The following is a 15,102-nucleotide window of genomic DNA, read 5'->3' on the forward strand; positions in this document are numbered from 1 at the left end:
ATTGCAACGAGAAGGAGAAGATGTCGTCAACAACATGTATGTGTTGTGTGACGGCATCTTTGTTTGGGGGGGGATTTCTATGAACCGGAGCTGCATCGTACATGTAATCAGAACCCGCTATGCGGATTTTATCAACTATTGCTATCTTGTCGAGGAGGTGCAGTCCAAGACGGCGTTCATAGTAGACCCGTCCTGGGAGCTGGAGAAGATACTCCGCAAACTGGAGGAGCTGCAAGTACAACTGCGGGCTGTTTTGTTAACCCATTCTCATTTCGACCACACCAATCTGGTAGAGCCGTTAATCGATTTGTACAATCCGGAAGTCTATATCTCACAGAGAGAAATCAATGACTACCATTACCAATGCAGAAATATTCACGGAGTGCATAACCTGGAGGAGCTTACTCTGGGCAATACCTCAATCCAATGTCTGCTCACACCCGGTCATACATCCGGCGGCATGTGTTATCGAGTGGCGGACTATCTGTTTAGCGGTGACACGCTTTTCAGTGAAGGCTGCGGCTCATGCTTTGGCCAGGGAGGCTCCGCTGACCAGATGTTCGAGAGCATTCAAAAGCTCAGAAGGGCAATTCCGCCCGAGACAATCGTGTTTCCCGGCCACTCTTTCGGCATGGCTCCCGGACAGACGATGCGGACACTGCTGAATCAGAATATTTATTTTCAGTTTACAGAAAGAGAGGATTTTGTGCGATTCCGAATGAGAGGCAATCAGAGCTCATTGCTCAATTTCAAATAGACCACACATTGTTAAGGGAGATGAGAACGTGACGGAACGCAATTCGATCCATCTAATATCGAATCATTCTGCAAACGACGGGCAATTCAGACAGTGTGATTTGGCAATCAGGATCACCTGTCCCTTGTGCGGCAAAGACATGCGCGGTTATGTGCAATGTGCACTCAATATACTTCAGCAGGTTCATTTCCATTCCTGCACCTGCAGCCAGACGGCACAGATGTGCCGAACACTTGAACCGCTGTTCAGAACGGCATCCATCGATGATCTGTATGATGATGGCTTTATCCAACAGGTTGCAGGGCAATTGTCATCCTTCAGTCCGGAGCTGCGTGTTGCAGGGTTAAGCTTTTCCGATAAAATTCTTTACGCATTCTACAATAAATATTTTACATGAGCACCATGGAGCAATTACCGAACCGGACGCCGCTTGTGGCTAAAGCGTTATATGAACTGACCGCCGAGTGCGGGCGTTATCCATGGGGCTGGAGCATGTGTTATATGCCTGGTCCACAATATTATCGGGCAATCCTATCGCACCTGCATCCGCAGGAGGTTGACTATTTGAACGGCCTGCAATACGAGGCGAGAATCCGAAGCTATCTGTTGGGGAGGTATGCGGCAAAGACAGCGGCGTCTCAGCTCATCGGAGAGCAGGATTTGCGGCAACTGCAGGTGAAGAACGGAATCTTTCAGCAACCTCTGTTGGTCTCCGGCGATGGACACCGTCATCCGGTCAGCATCAGCCACAGCGGGGATGTGTCGGCGGCGGTTGCTTTTCCGGCGGAACTTCAGATGGGGATTGATGTGGAAGCGTTTGACGAAGTTAATGTTGCAGCTGTTGAGACGCAGATGACCGAACGCGAAAAAGTAACCGTCCGTAAGCTGCCGATCTCTTACGAAAAGGGCCTGATGATGTTATGGACCGCCAAAGAATCTTTATCAAAAGCAGTGAAAACCGGGCTGACCACGCCCTTCTCCATCTATGAAATCAATCAAATTGAGCTTAGGCCGACCTATATGGTAAGCACCCATACTTATTTTACCCAATATGTAACCCTCTCGGTTCTGGGACATCGCTATGCGGTATCGCTAACCATACCCAAGCTTGCCAGGCTGCCGGAAGCATTCGGACAGGAGTGCCAAGCATTTCTAGCGAAGCTATGAAAGGATATCCTTAACCTATGACCAAATCCGTTGTATTTATGTTCTCAGGCCAAGGCTCCCAGTATTATCATATGGGAAGAGAGCTGTACAATAAGCAGCCTGTTTTTCGCGAGTGGATGCAGACATTCGACAGGGTCGCCTGTGAAATGCTGGGGGTGTCCTTAATAGAGATTATTTACGATGACGCCAAAACAAAAGGCAGCACGTTTGATCGTCTGCAGCATGCCCACCCTGCGCTGTACATGGTGCAGTTTGCCTTGGCACAGGTGCTGATTGCCCAAGGGCTGCGGCCTGACTTCGTTCTCGGAACCAGCCTGGGAGAGACGGTCGCTGCCGCTGTGGCCGGAGCAATGGCCGCCGAAGATCTGCTTCGGCTTGTCAACGGGCAGGCACGGCTGGTAGAATCCAGTTGCGAGCCGGGAGGGATGATCGCTATTCTGCATGATCCCCGGCTCTATGAAGAGGAACCTATGCTCTATTGCTTCAGTGAGCTGGCATCTGTGAATTACGAATCGCACTTTGTAGTTGCAGGCTACCAGCGGAATCTGGAGTGCATTATGAAGTATTTGAAAGCGGAAGGTATCCTGTTCCAAGCCCTTCCGGTTACGCGTGCCTTCCATTCCTCCTGTCTTGAACCTGCGCGAGAACAATATGCGGAGATGCTGCAGCATGTCGCCTGCCGCCAATTGCAGTTTCCTATGGTTTCGTGTGTCCACGGGGAGGTAATCCATCAGCTAGCTTCCGGTTATTTCTGGGACGCTGCCCGCCAGCCGATCCAGTTTCCCGCCGCCCTGCGTTCACTTGAGTCAGCTGGCCCTTGCTTGTATCTGGATTTGGGGCCGACCGGTACCTTGAATCATTTTGTGAAAAGTAATTTGCCCGCCGGTTCGCCATCCAGACATGCTGCCGTACTGACACCGTTTCAACAGGATCTACATCATCTTGAAGCAGTCTTGGACCGATGGCATTCAGGCTGATGCCGCTTCTGCTTAGAATCAACGGTTCAGCACGCCGGCATACTGAGGATACAACTAGCGGAGGCACAGCTTTGTTGAATGAATAAATGCCTACTTAACCAAGGGTACTAAAGCATGTTTAACAACTAATGATCGATCTAGCAGGAGATTGCTTGGATTAAGTCTACTTTTTCCACTATAGACCTTGTTTCTACTGAAGGTGGACCACTTAAGCCACTCACTACTTCAGGTATGCAAAAAACAGAGGGGAGAACAGGCATGGAAGGAATGGCACGAGGCGAACTGGCTCAGCGGACCGGCTTGAGCATGGCAACTATCCGCTACTATGAGGACAGCGGCATTCTGCCCGTCCCCGAGCGGTTAGCAAATGGCTGCCGGATCTACTCCGAGGATTATCTGGTAAAGATTCCGGCGGATAAGGAGTAGACGGTTATCTCGTCAGCAGCTGTGTACGATAAGAAGGTCTTGTTCTTGCGTAGTGATACAGGTTCCCGGCAAGCAGTCCCACAAATAAGTAGATCAAACCGCCGAAGTATGCATACACCATAGCCCCCGCAACAGCGCACAGGATACCGAAAATAATTTGATCTTTATACTTGGCCGGTGAGGTAGGCGGGTCCGTAAGCATAAACAGGGCAAAGAACAGGCTGGCATTGATATAAGGAATCCTCAGGGCATCTGTGGCGTCACCGAACTGGAATATTCCCATGATCAGCAGCAGGACGAAATATGTGCCGAGAAAGGAAAAGACCAAAGGGAATTTATTCACACGCTTAGTCACCAGATAACCGCCTATTACAGGGAAAATCAGGCTCCAGGCCGGAAGGTCGCCGAAGGCCCCCCACCAGCTCTGTCCGGTTTGAAAGAGCAGGCTGGATAACAGCAGGCCGAGAGCCGCCGGATTGAAAATGGCTTTTTTCTTATTCACAAACACATATTTCGGTACAATGGCGAGCAAGGCAGTTGCAGCGACAATGATCCATGAAGCACTTGTGCTTAGGATCAGAGCGACGATAAGTCCTGTGATGACGGCGCTATAGGGAGGAGTCCGTTTCTTTTTGACCAGAGAAGTGCCTAGCATGTCAGCGGCGACGGATACACTGACGGCAATGCCTGCGTTAACTACGCCTTTAATATCCATTGTTCCGGCTGAAGCCAGCAGGACATAGGCAAGCATGCATAGGATGACATAGCCTTTTGGTGTTTTGATCCATTGTTTAACTTTCAATGTCTATCCCTCCAAGCGTAACTGTTGTTAAATCGGAAGTGATAAAGAGTGCCTTGAGATTCACCTGCTCAATGAACGCTGTCCCATGCTTCACCCCTGACAAGAAGCTCGCTGTCGAGAAGGCATCTGCCATCATGGCATAAGGGGCAATTACACTGCAGCTAACCATTTCATGCGGGGATTGCTTGCTGCCCGGGTCGATAATATGATGAGTTTCCGGGTGGATAGAGCTTCTGCGTTCATAGCTTCCGGAAGTGCAGATAGCTTCATTTGAAAGTTCAACCGTGTGGATGATTTGTTCCTGATGCACAGGATGCTGAATACCGATCGTCCACTTGCTCCCGGTTTCAGCGAGGCCTCCGGCATACAAGTCGCCCCCGGCATTGACGACAAAACCATCAAAAGCTTGCAGCTCATGTGCGGCTAAATCAATGGCAAAACCTTTGGCAACCGCTCCTAAATCAATGACCAGCGGCTTCTGTAAATATAGCGTATGCTTCTCCTCATCCAGGACAATATCCCGGTAGGAGGCGGAAGCAGAGGTGAAGTTGTGAATCGCTTGCTGAGTCAAGTAATGCTCATTAAAACCCAGGTTCTCCAGCGCTTGCCCCACGGTGGGATCAAATAAGCCATCCGTCCATTCAGCCACCTCCAGGGCAAACTTCAGCGGCTCAAATAAAAACGGGCTAACCGGCACAGGGGTCTGAATCTGCCGCGTAGCCTGCATCAGCTCACTATCCGGGCTAAACCGGCTGCAGGCCTGCTCAACCTTGCGAAAGGCTTCGAAGGCCCGATCCAGGGCCGCGGCGGCGGCTATATCCTGTGCTCTACCGGTAATAACCTGGATCTCGACGGTGGTATCCATAAACAATTTTGTTCTCTTCATGTTACCCTCCGTTAAGCGTTCAACGCTTGGTCAAGCGCATTTTGAATAGCGTCCCTGAACGCCCTGGTGCTATAGGTTGCGCCTGATACATTGTGCACCTTAGCGCTCTGATTCTGTATAATCTCTTGGGGTAGTCCGGCTATATAGTCTTGGGAGTAACGCATTCTGTAATCACTGATTTCTACGCCCGTAATTTTATCATTCTTAATGCTCACCGCTACCTGAACGGACCCCCGCCGATTGTTTCCTGCGCCGTAGAAGGTTCCGTTTATATATTTGCTTTTGACCGTAGGCGCGGGGGTGGGGGTTGCAGTCTTGGGCTTAACCTTTGTGCTGGCCGGCTTGCTGGTCGGTTGGCTAACATTAACGCTGACCTGACTGCCCGCCGGTTGGCTATCCAGCTTGCTGCCCTGATTGCCGGATGAACCGCTGACCTGGCTGTATGGTACGGGCTGCTGAATAGCCGCCAGTGTGTCCGTTGTGAAATAGCCTGCAGTGTAGATCGCTCCAATGGCTGCGGAACACAGGATGACCCACTTGCTGTTCATCTTTGCCATATCGATTATCCCTCCAATAGAATGCTTGTGTGAATAATTTAAGTATAAGAAGGGATTATTGAAATTTTCTTAAAATATAAGAAAGTATAAGTTTCACCCGATACTTTATCCTTATATTTCTCGCTGAAACAGATACCGTCCTTTTGAGGACGGCGCAGCCGTTTCTACTTGAAATGACACAGCCGGAGAGCAGGCTACAGCTTCTTGGGGAAAATGAGCTGGAACTCCGTTCCGCTCCCCTCCTGGGAGGTGACATGAATCGTCCCTTTATGGGCAAGCACGATCCATTCGGCGATAGACAGGCCAAGACCTGTTCCGCCTTCGGTGCGGGACCGGCTTTTATCCCCGCGATAGAAGCGTTCGAACACATGTGGAAGATCGTCCGGGCTGATTCCGCAGCCGCTGTCTTTCACAAGGACTCGGACAGAGTGAGGGGAATTGTGGCAGGTCAGCTTGATGAAGCCGTTCGGCGGTGTGAACTTCAGCGCATTATCCAACAAAATAATAATCAACTGCCGCAGGCGGTTGTCGTCACCCTCGATTTCGGCGGGCTGGAACTGGGAACGGATCTGAATGGACCTCATTTCAGCCAAAAGCTCAAACTGCTCGGTGATCTCTTGGAGGAGAAGATGCAGCGGAACCGGGGCGGTGTGAATCTGTAGCTGGTTGGAGTCTGTTCTTGCCAGGGTCAGCAGATCGTCAATCAGCCGGCCCATGCGTTTGCTTTCTTTTAGGATCAGCGCAATGTTCTGGCTCTCTTCTTCAATGGTGTGCTGCGGATGACGGAACAACAGCTCGGTGCGGGTCAGAATCACGGCAGTTGGCGTGCGCAGTTCATGGGAGGCGTCTGCAACAAACTGCTGCTGCTTGTTCCACGACCGGCGAATCGGCACAAGGGCATGTCCCGCCAGGAAGAAGCCGATGAGTACCGAAAAGAGTACACCCGCAGCGCAGCCTATGACAAGGTCCATGCGGAGGGAGTCCAGCATTTTGTTCTCCTCTTCCAGATTCCTGACCACAACCACATAAGCGACATGAGAGGCTGCGAAAGAGCCAGCCGTTTCTCTAGAGGCATTAGCAAAACCCAAAGTCAGATAATCCCGGCCGTCACCAGTCTTCACAGTCTGTAATGCCCCCCCAGCGGCAGCATCCTTAAATCTCTGGGCCTCTTCACTTGTGAAGTCATGCTTCGGATATTGTATAATCAACTTTCCTTGCCCGTCCCAGAAGAAATAGGAGGTCCTCCGGTCGGCATCCGGTTCGGGATGATCTTCTTGAAGCATTTGGTCGATGGATGCATTTTTCATAGTTTTGGCTGTATTCAGAATAGCTTCATCTGCTTCGTGAAATAACCGATAGCGGAGCTGAGTATATAGGGCCAAGCCCGATACAAGTAAAATCAATACAAGGATTGCCGAATTCAGCAGCACCAACTGGCGGCGGGTTTTACTGAACATGATCTTCTCCCTTCAGCAGATACCCCACTCCGCGGATCGTCTTCAGATAGAGGTCGCCTCCATAGGGAGCCAGCTTCTTGCGCAAATGATGGACATAGACATCCACGGCAGAGGAGGCCGATTCCGAATCGAAACCCCATATCCGTTCGAAAATTTGCTCTCGCGATAAAATTTGATCTTTATTGCACAGCAAAAATTCCAACAGCTCATACTCTTTAGGTGTAAGCTTCAAGGCTTCCTCGCGGGCAAAGGCGTCTCTCAAAGAGGAGACCAATTGAATCTCTCCGCATGTCATATTGCCCTCCAGATTAACGGTTCCCCGGCGTCGCAACACGGCCCTTGTTCTGGCGAGCAGCAGGGTCGCGGCAAAGGGTTTAGTCACATAATCATCCGCACCGGCATCCAGTCCCTTCACAGAGTCCTCGACACTGTCCTTTGCCGTGAGCATAATGATGGGTGTCGCCACTTGCTTTTCCCGCAGACGTTTGACGATTTGAAGACCGTTCATTCCCGGCAGCATGATATCAAGTACAATAAGATCGTAGCTCCCATTCTCCGCCAAGTAGCAGCCCTCATCTCCGTTCGACGCCCCTGTTGCTTCGAAGGATTCATTTTCATAGATTTCAATGATCGCTTCTAGCAATGGAAGTTCGTCTTCAACAATTAGTATTTTCATCGGAATCACCTCTGATTTCATTCTCTTTCCATAGTATCAGCTGCAGATTAATTGTTTATTAAGAAGAGCCAATAGCAGCTTGACCTTGGAGTAGGATAACTTAAGAATCTATCCCCGTGAATCGATGATTCTCTGAATAACAGGGAATTCATGGGATCGCGTTATCCAATTTTTAAGTGCAGCGTAAGTAGGTGGAAAAAGGAAACCTAATCGCAAAAATCCGCTCCTTAAAGAAGGTTAGTTGGAATTAATATACTTATTTCGGGCTCTTTTACCGCATATTGGACAATATGGACGGATTAACTCTACTTTTTCCCACTAATGATCGATCTAGCAGGTGATTGCTTGGATTAAGTCTACTTTTTCCACTATAGACCTTGTTTCTATTGAAGGTGGACCACCTAAGCCACTCACTACTTCAGGTATGCAAAAAACAGAGGGGAGAACAGGCATGGAAGGAATGACACGAGGCGAACTGGCTCAGCGGACCGGCTTAAGCATGGCAACTATCCGCTACTATGAGGACAGCGGCATTCTGCCCGTCCCCGGGCGGTTAGCAAATGGCTACCGGATCTACTCCGAGGATTATCTGGTAAAGATGCCAAGTCCCTGGGATATTCGCTCAAAGAAATTCAGGAAGTGCTGCATATGCTCGGCCAGGACATGGATGCTGAGGCTCTTAGAGAGCTGGTCCGGGGCAAAATCATGGAAATCGACGAACGGATTGCAGCGATGCGTTCCATTCAGAAGTTGCTTGCCGGACTGCTTCAGACGCCAAATGAAGAGGTTCACGATTATCTGAAATCCTTCCATCCGGCGGACAAGGAGTAATAAGCAATAAGCAATAAGCAATAAGTCTGTTATTTGGACAGCAGCTCTTCCACCGCTACGGGGAACAATGATTTCACGATATCCAGGATGGCCTTCGCGTAGTCCTGAATTTCCTTTTGGGCATCATGCTCCAGCCGCTGGTTCAAAAAATGGGCAACGGACTGCAGGGAAGCCGTCCAATACCAACGCACGTACAGGCCGTAAGCCGCAAGGAACAGTCTGGCCTGCTCAGCGCATATGCCGTCAGCTAGAGCAGCTTCGTATTTCTGTATGCCCAACTGGACGTATTCCATAAGCTCTTGTGTATATTTCTCACCTAGCTCCCAGGCTATCAGGTCACCGCTGCCTTGTTTGGAGCTCTCCGGTGCACTTCTCCACTGTCCGGCAGATGGAATATAAAAAGCGGGTTCTTCTGTAATGTATCTGCGGCTCGATTCATTCCACGCCTCCAGGCTATCTCCGGTGCCCTCATAATGGGCTGAACCTACAACGTATTTCCACCACTGCCTGGCGACCATGAGCGGAGCATATATTTCCAGCTGGATTACGGCATGTCTGAAAGGCGAAGTGTGGCCTTCCCGTGCGAGAAACTGAATCAGCCGGATATCTTTTTCCGTCAGTGCTTCAGATTGTTTGGCATAGGATACGCGCGCCGCATTCACAACGGTCAGATCGCTGCCCATATGGTTAACCAATCGGACATAGCCCTTGTCCAGTACGTTAATATGCAAAATCATTACCCCCTAATAATAGTAAGCTCTCTAATTCTTATTCTGGAATGGGAGGGTTCTTTCCTGCAAATGGAAGTCCTACACTTATCTATTCCCAACACACATGGTATAATTTCCCTTATAGATATCCTTACTATAGAGGTGAACTTGGATGCAGCTTAGACAAATGGCCGTAGCCTTCTTATTGAATGAGCGCAGAGAGATGTTATTTCTGCAAAAGAAATCCACCAGCGCTTTTCTTCCTGGACAGCTCGTTCCCATCGGGGGGCATATGGAGGGGGAGGAGATCAGCGAACCGAAGCGGGCTTGCCTCAGAGAGATTGAGGAAGAGACAGGTCTGGCGGAACACGCGCTTGCCGGTCTGGAACTCAGGTACATTGTGCATAGAATCAAGGATGAGAGCGAAATTCGCATACAGTACATTTTTACAGGAGAGGTACAGTCTGGCAGCAGATTGATGGAGAGTGATGAGGGACGGCTGATGTGGGTGGATTGCGGTAACGTATTGAACCAGCGGGTTACAGCCTCTACCAAAGAGGTCGTACGGCACTACCTTGAAACGGGAATACATAATCATACAACGTATATCGGCACTATGCACGGCTTACAGGGACAAGCTGCAATGAGCTGGGCGGTGCTGGAAGATTGGGAAAGCAGGGGGAGTCTATGAACGGAACGGTGAGTATTTTGGGTGTGCCATTCTCCAAGCTGACGCTTAATGAGACGATCCTTCAACTAACTGAACAAATCGGGAGCCGGAGCGACAGGCTGTTTCATCTCATTACCGCCAACCCGGAAATGAAGGAGAAGTAAGGATGAAGCAAGAGAACAGCAAACCAATATTGCAGCTCGTTTCGCTAATTTCAACGGGAGCAGAGGATTTTGTCAGAGATGCTTTTGCCAAACAGAAGGTAACGGTTGTGTACCATGAAGAGTCCGGGGATAATCAGGGTGTGTTCTGTTTGGCAGAGGATGACGATTGCGTCATTGCTTATGCTGCTTTTATTCGAACGGACGGGATCGGCTCATTGTTGAAAGTGATAGAAGACAGTATTAAGCCGTACATAGCAGAAGAGTGCAGAGAATTGTGCTGTAATGTATACGGTGGAAATAAAGAAATTATTGAATGTATAAGATCGCTTGGTTTTACCTCGGATATGGAGGGGTATCAGTTCAAGTATGACTTATCCTCTCCAGGCTCATTGGATGAAACTTCTGTATTGTGGGAGCAGGGGTTCACACCGGATATGCTGGAGCCGTTTATTGTTTTATTTGACGGGGCCTATCATCAATTACTTCAAGACAATGGATGGGAAACAGACCGGTACCGAAAGGACCCTGAGCACTTTCTGAGAGCACTTACCCGGTATGAGTCGGCCGGGGGAGTCCGATCCTTTTGGCTGCAGAGTCAATTGGTTGGGGCGTATATTTCGGAAGGTCAATATATCCGTGATGTCGTTGTTGCTCCTGAATTTCAGAACCGGGGATTTGGGCGAATCCTCCTGCAGAGCTGTGTTAACCGTATGAGCAGTTTGCTGCCAGGGGGACCTATCTATTTGCGGGTGGCAGCAAGCAACCAGGGGGCTAAACGGTTCTATGAAAGAAATCATTTCGTGGAATGCTGTTATTTTGCTGAGCACACCTATCCCCGTCCAGATTGCTGAGAGAGGAAGGAGAGATGTCTAATGATCCGATTGTGTGAGAAGAAAGACGAGGAGAACATGTACCGGATTATCAACGATGCCGCTAAGGCATACCAGGGGGTTATTCCGGAGGACCGGTATCATGAACCTTATATGAGCAGAGCTGAACTCGATCACGAAATGAAGGATGGAGTCGTTTTTTGGGGATTTGAAGACAATGGAGAACTGTGCGGTGTGATGGGAATTCAGGATAAAGGCGAGGTAGCCTTGATCAGACACGCCTATGTTCGAACGGCCCAGCGCCAAGGCGGCATAGGGACAAGACTGCTTACGCACATCATAGAACGTACAGATAAGCCCATCCTGATCGGTACGTGGGCAGCGGCAGATTGGGCAATTTCCTTTTACACTAAGAATGGTTTCAATCTTGTGCAGCCAGACGAGAAAAGAAATCTGCTGAACCAATACTGGAATATTCCGGAGCGCCAGATCGAAACGTCTGTTGTTCTAAGCAATAAAGGCTGTTAGAGGTAAGGAGATCTTATGCTAGAAGGCCTTAATGTATGGCATAAGCGGCATATTCGTGGATGGCGTGGGGAAGAATATCCTTTCGAAAAAGGAGGGAGTACCATCAAAAAACCACTGTTATGGATTTGTGTCCTGCTGCTGGCAGCTATATTCCCAGTGGCCGTACAAGCCGCACCCCCAGAGAGTAAGTATCCTTGCAGTCTCATACTGAGTGCCAAAGAAAATATGCCGGTCAACGCCAAAGGTGTAGCTCTGGTTTATCGTGTACTTAGGGATGTCGGAGGTGAGCGGACAAGCTTGAGCATTCACGCCCAATACTTACCGGAGCCAGCCTCCCTAGGAAATTACGACAGGTATGAGGGATTTGCTCAAGTGGCGGGTGAGATCAGCTGGCGATTCCCTTTGCATCCGGCTCCTGCAGGAACGGAGAATCCAACCTGGGCTGGCCGGATTGATGATATCACAGGTCCGCTGGAGCGTGCTTCCGTACAGGTCCGTCTATCCAACTCTACAACGAATACCCTGGGTCCCATCGTTCTGGAGAGTGTTATGAGCAAGTGTAATTGATGCTAATATTGCTACTCGATAAGTAAAGCATGCAGGGAGAAGCAGGAGAATTTTCCACTTCGGGCGAATGTACTCTACATCATGTCCAAGTCTGGGGAAAAGAGGTTGTGCCATGTCCCGAAGCTTTCAGGTTGTACTAAAAAAGGTAGTCGATCACTCCTATGCGATTGAGATTGGTGAGCGGCTGTTTGATTCGCTGATTGAGGATTTACAGCAGGGGCTAGTGCCGAATGTAAGTAAATATGCGATTATTACGGATTCCACGGTGGAACCGCTCTATGGGCGGCCTTTGCTTGAACGGCTGCGTCAAAACGGTTTGGAGGCGGACTTGTTTTCTTTTCCGGCGGGGGAGACCTCGAAAACCCGGGAAACCAAGGCCCTGCTGGAGGATCAGCTGCTGCACCGCGCTTATGGGCGGGACTCCTGCATCATCGCCGTGGGCGGCGGAGCTGTGATCGATCTGGCCGGATTTCTGGCCGGGACCTTTGGTCGGGGAGTACCGAGCCTGAATTATGCAACCACCCTGCTGGCTGCAGCGGATGCGTCGGTCGGCGGCAAAACGGGTGTGAATACGCCGGTGGCCACGAATCTGATCGGTGTGTTTCACCAACCGCGCAAGGTATACATAGATTTAGCCGCTTGGCGCACCCTTCCGGCCCGTGAATTCAGAAGCGGCTTGGCCGAAACCATCAAGCATGCCTGCCTGGGGGATGCCGGTTTTTTCAGCGATCTGGAGGAGAATCTGGGCAAGGTCATATCGGATCGCGGGCAGCTGGTGCTTGATGCCGGAGTTTGTGAGCGGATTGCGCTGGCCAACTGCCGGATCAAATACGAAGTAGTGGAGCAGGACGAGCATGAGAGCAATCTGCGGCAGATTCTGAATCTGGGCCATACGGCCGGCCGGGCGCTCGAAGCAGTAAGCGGTTATACGCTGCTGCATGGAGAGGCCGTTGCGGTGGGACTGGTGATCCAGGCGAAGCTGGGAGTGAAGCGCGGGTACATGACCGAAGAACAGGCAGAGCGCGTCATTGCACTGCTTAAGAAGGCAGGATTACCGACGGACATTCCAGATCAGGTCTCGAACAGACAACTGATGGACAAGATGTATACGGATAAAAAAGTGCGCAGCGGCCGCATCCGGTTTGTGTTCCAGGACGGTATCGGGGCGATGAAGCGTTTTGCAGACGGCTCGTATTCGGTTCCGGTTGAGGAAGCAGAGGTTATGGAAGTGCTGGAAGAGATGCGTCAATTGTAGGAAATGAGCCCAAAGCAAAGGCAGGACCCGGCAGCATTCATAGCTGCCGGGTCCTGCCCGTTTTTATTAGATACTGCTCTACTCCAATTATTCCCGGCTTCTAATTATTTGGCAGATACCGATTTGTACCAATCGTTAACTTCCTTCGTGATTTGATCGCCGCCGTTAGCTTTCCAGTTGGTAACGAATTCGTCAAATGCATCAACCGGCAATTTGCCGTAGATGATTTTGTTGAAGGTTTCCATCTCGGACTGGCGTAGCAGATTCCACTTGGAGACCATGGTCGGTGTAGCTGCACCTGTGAAATAGTTTTGCTTGCGGATATCTTTCTGTGACATTACGATCTTGGCGGCTGCCCAGTTTTCCGGCTTGCGGAACTCAGCCATTTGTTTCTCATAAGGGGTTACCGGTTTTTCGCCGTCTGCCAGCTTAACGAGTGTTTTCATGTACAGATCAGGAATACGGGCCGGACCGGTCAGGAACGGGAACTCATTGTTGAAGTCCTTAATCTTGTCTTTATCGCTGGTAGGCTGGCCATCAATGATATCCCAATCGTAGCCTTTGGCAAAGCCGTATTCATATGGGCTGCCTGCGGCCGGATTCGCCACGTTATCGAGCAAATAGTTATAGTACAGGAAGATAGCTTCCGGATGCTTGGCATCTTTATTGATCATGATACTGGCATTTACACCGGAATTCTGCCATTTGGTGCCGATCTTGCCATCAGGTCCTGCAGGGATAGGGTAGGCTTTGTACTTAGATCCCGGTACATTCTTGAGCAGATCGGGAGCGGGCCAGTCTGGGACCCATTGGGCTCCCGGCAGAATGCCTGCCGTGCCTTTGGTCCAGCTCTCAGCGGATTTCGCTTCATCCCACAGAGCGGAGTCGGCATGGATATAGCCTTTATCCATCCATTCCTTCAGCTTTGCAAGGGCTTGCTTGGCACCCGGGTTCACAGAACCATACTCCAGATTGCCATTCGCATCCATGTTCCATTGCTCCTCGATGGTTCCGTAAGCTCCGAATAGCCAGTCGAGCGAGCCCATCCAGGTGTTTGTGTTATTTTTCAGCGAAATGGCCAGTGGATACACTTTATCGGGAGCCAGACCGTCAGGGTTCTGGTTCTTGAATTTGTCCATGATATTGTCTAAGTCGGCAATAGTCTTGGGTGCCTTAAGATTCAGCTTCTCCATCCAGTCCTCACGGAGCCAGAGCAGGGTATCGTCATTGTCAGTATATTCCATGATCGGCATATTGTATTTCTTGCCGTCTCTCATGAAAGGATACCAGAGCTCAGGGTGTGCAGCAGCATGGTCTTTCAGTGTCTTGTTGGCGTATTTGTCAAACAGATCATCAATCGCAATGAACTGGCCGGAATCAATCAATTGATTAGTCAGCACCGGATTGGTAGGTACGGATACGAAATCCGGAAGCTTCTCGCCCGAGGAGATCGCTAGCTGAAGCTTTTGCCGGTATTGGTCGTCATTCGCGGGATACCAGGTATCTTTATGCTTGATTCCCAGAGTCTCCAGCATCCAGCGGTCATGTACATTGTTTTCCTTCGTGTCGCCATGGGCGTACTTCTTCGGCATAAGTACTGAACTGATCTCAATCGGCGGATCGTATTTGCCTTTGGCGAAGGCAGCGTCGGCTTCAGAGGTAGTTGCACTATTGGAAGCGGCATTGTCTTTGGGTGCCTTCTCATTGGATGTTCCGTTACAGGCTGTAAGTGTGACGAGAGCTGTGACAGCGAGCAACGAGCCTAATTTTTGGAATGTATTCATTCATCATGTCCCCCTACTGTGTATGATGCTTACATGTGTACTGTACCAACTTTGAGGG

At 50.1% G+C, this 15,102-nt stretch carries 19 protein-coding genes; 12 read left to right on the forward strand and 7 right to left on the reverse strand.

The window, feature by feature from the left end:
• The first annotated feature begins 79 nt into the window (after positions 1-79).
• From A3848_RS00445 to A3848_RS00465, 5 genes are all read left to right on the forward strand, one after another.
• Entirely contained in the window at positions 80-757 is a 678-nt protein-coding gene (locus tag A3848_RS00445) for an MBL fold metallo-hydrolase (protein ID WP_074082891.1), read from the forward strand.
• A gap of 28 nt (positions 758-785) precedes the next feature.
• Positions 786-1,154, forward strand: a complete 369-nt coding sequence (locus A3848_RS00450) for a hypothetical protein (protein ID WP_074082894.1) — start codon at positions 786-788, stop codon at positions 1,152-1,154.
• Between the two features lie 35 nt (positions 1,155-1,189).
• Positions 1,190-1,924 (forward strand): 4'-phosphopantetheinyl transferase family protein, encoded by a 735-nt coding sequence (locus tag A3848_RS00455; protein WP_178381863.1) that lies wholly within the window; start codon positions 1,190-1,192, stop codon positions 1,922-1,924.
• Positions 1,925-1,941: 17 nt separating this feature from the next.
• Complete coding sequence (locus tag A3848_RS00460; RefSeq protein WP_074082897.1) at positions 1,942-2,901, forward strand: acyltransferase domain-containing protein; 960 nt, start codon at positions 1,942-1,944, stop codon at positions 2,899-2,901.
• A 231-nt stretch (positions 2,902-3,132) separates the two neighbouring features.
• Entirely contained in the window at positions 3,133-3,327 is a 195-nt protein-coding gene (locus tag A3848_RS00465) for a MerR family DNA-binding transcriptional regulator (RefSeq protein ID WP_305953415.1), read from the forward strand.
• Between the two features lie 4 nt (positions 3,328-3,331).
• Here the strand turns inward: A3848_RS00465 and A3848_RS00470 are convergent, their stop codons facing one another.
• From A3848_RS00470 to A3848_RS00490, 5 genes are all read right to left on the reverse strand, one after another.
• Positions 3,332-4,129, reverse strand: a complete 798-nt coding sequence (locus A3848_RS00470; protein ID WP_074082899.1) for an RnfABCDGE type electron transport complex subunit D — start codon at positions 4,127-4,129, stop codon at positions 3,332-3,334.
• A complete protein-coding gene (locus A3848_RS00475; RefSeq protein WP_074082901.1) occupies positions 4,119-5,015 on the reverse strand; it encodes an FAD:protein FMN transferase in 897 nt (298 codons plus the stop codon). Before A3848_RS00475 ends, A3848_RS00470 begins: the two co-directional genes overlap by 11 nt.
• An 11-nt stretch (positions 5,016-5,026) precedes the next feature.
• Positions 5,027-5,572 (reverse strand): FMN-binding protein, encoded by a 546-nt coding sequence (locus A3848_RS00480; RefSeq protein ID WP_074082902.1) that lies wholly within the window; start codon positions 5,570-5,572, stop codon positions 5,027-5,029.
• A gap of 194 nt (positions 5,573-5,766) precedes the next feature.
• Positions 5,767-7,029 carry a sensor histidine kinase gene (locus A3848_RS00485; protein WP_074082904.1) on the reverse strand — a complete coding sequence of 421 codons (1,263 nt, stop codon included), beginning with the start codon at positions 7,027-7,029 and terminating at the stop codon, positions 5,767-5,769.
• Complete coding sequence (locus tag A3848_RS00490) at positions 7,019-7,705, reverse strand: response regulator transcription factor (RefSeq protein ID WP_074083318.1); 687 nt, start codon at positions 7,703-7,705, stop codon at positions 7,019-7,021. Before A3848_RS00490 ends, A3848_RS00485 begins: the two co-directional genes overlap by 11 nt.
• Positions 7,706-8,353: 648 nt before the next feature.
• Between A3848_RS00490 and A3848_RS33265 the strand changes: the two genes are divergently transcribed.
• Positions 8,354-8,536, forward strand: coding sequence for a hypothetical protein (locus A3848_RS33265; RefSeq protein WP_305953416.1), 183 nt, complete (start codon positions 8,354-8,356; stop codon positions 8,534-8,536).
• 29 nt (positions 8,537-8,565) lie between these two features.
• Here the strand turns inward: A3848_RS33265 and thyX are convergent, their stop codons facing one another.
• Positions 8,566-9,273 (reverse strand): FAD-dependent thymidylate synthase, encoded by a 708-nt coding sequence (thyX, locus tag A3848_RS00500; protein ID WP_074082906.1) that lies wholly within the window; start codon positions 9,271-9,273, stop codon positions 8,566-8,568.
• A gap of 145 nt (positions 9,274-9,418) precedes the next feature.
• Between thyX and A3848_RS00505 the strand changes: the two genes are divergently transcribed.
• From A3848_RS00505 to aroB, 6 genes are all read left to right on the forward strand, one after another.
• Positions 9,419-9,937: an NUDIX domain-containing protein gene (locus tag A3848_RS00505; RefSeq protein ID WP_074082908.1), complete on the forward strand. Its 519-nt coding sequence runs from the start codon at positions 9,419-9,421 to the stop codon at positions 9,935-9,937.
• A complete protein-coding gene (locus A3848_RS32015) occupies positions 9,934-10,080 on the forward strand; it encodes a hypothetical protein (protein WP_178381864.1) in 147 nt (48 codons plus the stop codon). The genes A3848_RS00505 and A3848_RS32015 overlap by 4 nt, the downstream gene beginning before the upstream one ends.
• A 2-nt stretch (positions 10,081-10,082) precedes the next feature.
• Positions 10,083-10,931, forward strand: a complete 849-nt coding sequence (locus tag A3848_RS00510; RefSeq protein ID WP_074082910.1) for a GNAT family N-acetyltransferase — start codon at positions 10,083-10,085, stop codon at positions 10,929-10,931.
• A 21-nt stretch (positions 10,932-10,952) separates the two neighbouring features.
• Complete coding sequence (locus tag A3848_RS00515; protein WP_074082912.1) at positions 10,953-11,438, forward strand: GNAT family N-acetyltransferase; 486 nt, start codon at positions 10,953-10,955, stop codon at positions 11,436-11,438.
• Between the two features lie 15 nt (positions 11,439-11,453).
• Complete coding sequence (locus A3848_RS00520) at positions 11,454-12,005, forward strand: YoqH family protein (RefSeq protein WP_256702106.1); 552 nt, start codon at positions 11,454-11,456, stop codon at positions 12,003-12,005.
• A 112-nt stretch (positions 12,006-12,117) separates the two neighbouring features.
• On the forward strand, positions 12,118-13,260 hold the full coding sequence (aroB, locus tag A3848_RS00525) for a 3-dehydroquinate synthase (protein ID WP_074082914.1): 1,143 nt from the start codon (positions 12,118-12,120) through the stop codon (positions 13,258-13,260).
• A 104-nt stretch (positions 13,261-13,364) separates the two neighbouring features.
• Here the strand turns inward: aroB and A3848_RS00530 are convergent, their stop codons facing one another.
• Positions 13,365-15,044, reverse strand: coding sequence for a type 2 periplasmic-binding domain-containing protein (locus A3848_RS00530; protein WP_074082916.1), 1,680 nt, complete (start codon positions 15,042-15,044; stop codon positions 13,365-13,367).
• Between the last annotated feature and the right edge of the window lie 58 nt (positions 15,045-15,102).

The sequence above is a fragment of the Paenibacillus sp. P32E genome, assembly GCF_001909085.1.
GTDB classification, from domain to species: Bacteria; Bacillota; Bacilli; order Paenibacillales; family Paenibacillaceae; genus Paenibacillus_AQ; species Paenibacillus_AQ helianthi.

What these genes read in the sequence shown, in the direction of transcription:
- A3848_RS00530 (WP_074082916.1), bottom strand. Translation starts at nt 15,044, where the DNA reads ATGAATACATTCCAAAAATTAGGCTCGTTGCTCGCTGTCACAGCTCTC.
- thyX (WP_074082906.1), bottom strand. Translation starts at nt 9,273, where the DNA reads ATGATTTTGCATATTAACGTACTGGACAAGGGCTATGTCCGATTGGTT.
- A3848_RS00485 (WP_074082904.1), bottom strand. Translation starts at nt 7,029, where the DNA reads ATGTTCAGTAAAACCCGCCGCCAGTTGGTGCTGCTGAATTCGGCAATC.
- aroB (WP_074082914.1), top strand. Translation starts at nt 12,118, where the DNA reads ATGTCCCGAAGCTTTCAGGTTGTACTAAAAAAGGTAGTCGATCACTCC.
- A3848_RS33265 (WP_305953416.1), top strand. Translation starts at nt 8,354, where the DNA reads ATGCTCGGCCAGGACATGGATGCTGAGGCTCTTAGAGAGCTGGTCCGG.
- A3848_RS00445 (WP_074082891.1), top strand. Translation starts at nt 80, where the DNA reads ATGAACCGGAGCTGCATCGTACATGTAATCAGAACCCGCTATGCGGAT.
- A3848_RS00490 (WP_074083318.1), bottom strand. Translation starts at nt 7,705, where the DNA reads ATGAAAATACTAATTGTTGAAGACGAACTTCCATTGCTAGAAGCGATC.
- A3848_RS00460 (WP_074082897.1), top strand. Translation starts at nt 1,942, where the DNA reads ATGACCAAATCCGTTGTATTTATGTTCTCAGGCCAAGGCTCCCAGTAT.
- A3848_RS00515 (WP_074082912.1), top strand. Translation starts at nt 10,953, where the DNA reads ATGATCCGATTGTGTGAGAAGAAAGACGAGGAGAACATGTACCGGATT.
- A3848_RS32015 (WP_178381864.1), top strand. Translation starts at nt 9,934, where the DNA reads ATGAACGGAACGGTGAGTATTTTGGGTGTGCCATTCTCCAAGCTGACG.
- A3848_RS00505 (WP_074082908.1), top strand. Translation starts at nt 9,419, where the DNA reads ATGCAGCTTAGACAAATGGCCGTAGCCTTCTTATTGAATGAGCGCAGA.
- A3848_RS00475 (WP_074082901.1), bottom strand. Translation starts at nt 5,015, where the DNA reads ATGAAGAGAACAAAATTGTTTATGGATACCACCGTCGAGATCCAGGTT.
- A3848_RS00465 (WP_305953415.1), top strand. Translation starts at nt 3,133, where the DNA reads ATGCAAAAAACAGAGGGGAGAACAGGCATGGAAGGAATGGCACGAGGC.
- A3848_RS00520 (WP_256702106.1), top strand. Translation starts at nt 11,454, where the DNA reads ATGCTAGAAGGCCTTAATGTATGGCATAAGCGGCATATTCGTGGATGG.
- A3848_RS00510 (WP_074082910.1), top strand. Translation starts at nt 10,083, where the DNA reads ATGAAGCAAGAGAACAGCAAACCAATATTGCAGCTCGTTTCGCTAATT.
- A3848_RS00480 (WP_074082902.1), bottom strand. Translation starts at nt 5,572, where the DNA reads ATGGCAAAGATGAACAGCAAGTGGGTCATCCTGTGTTCCGCAGCCATT.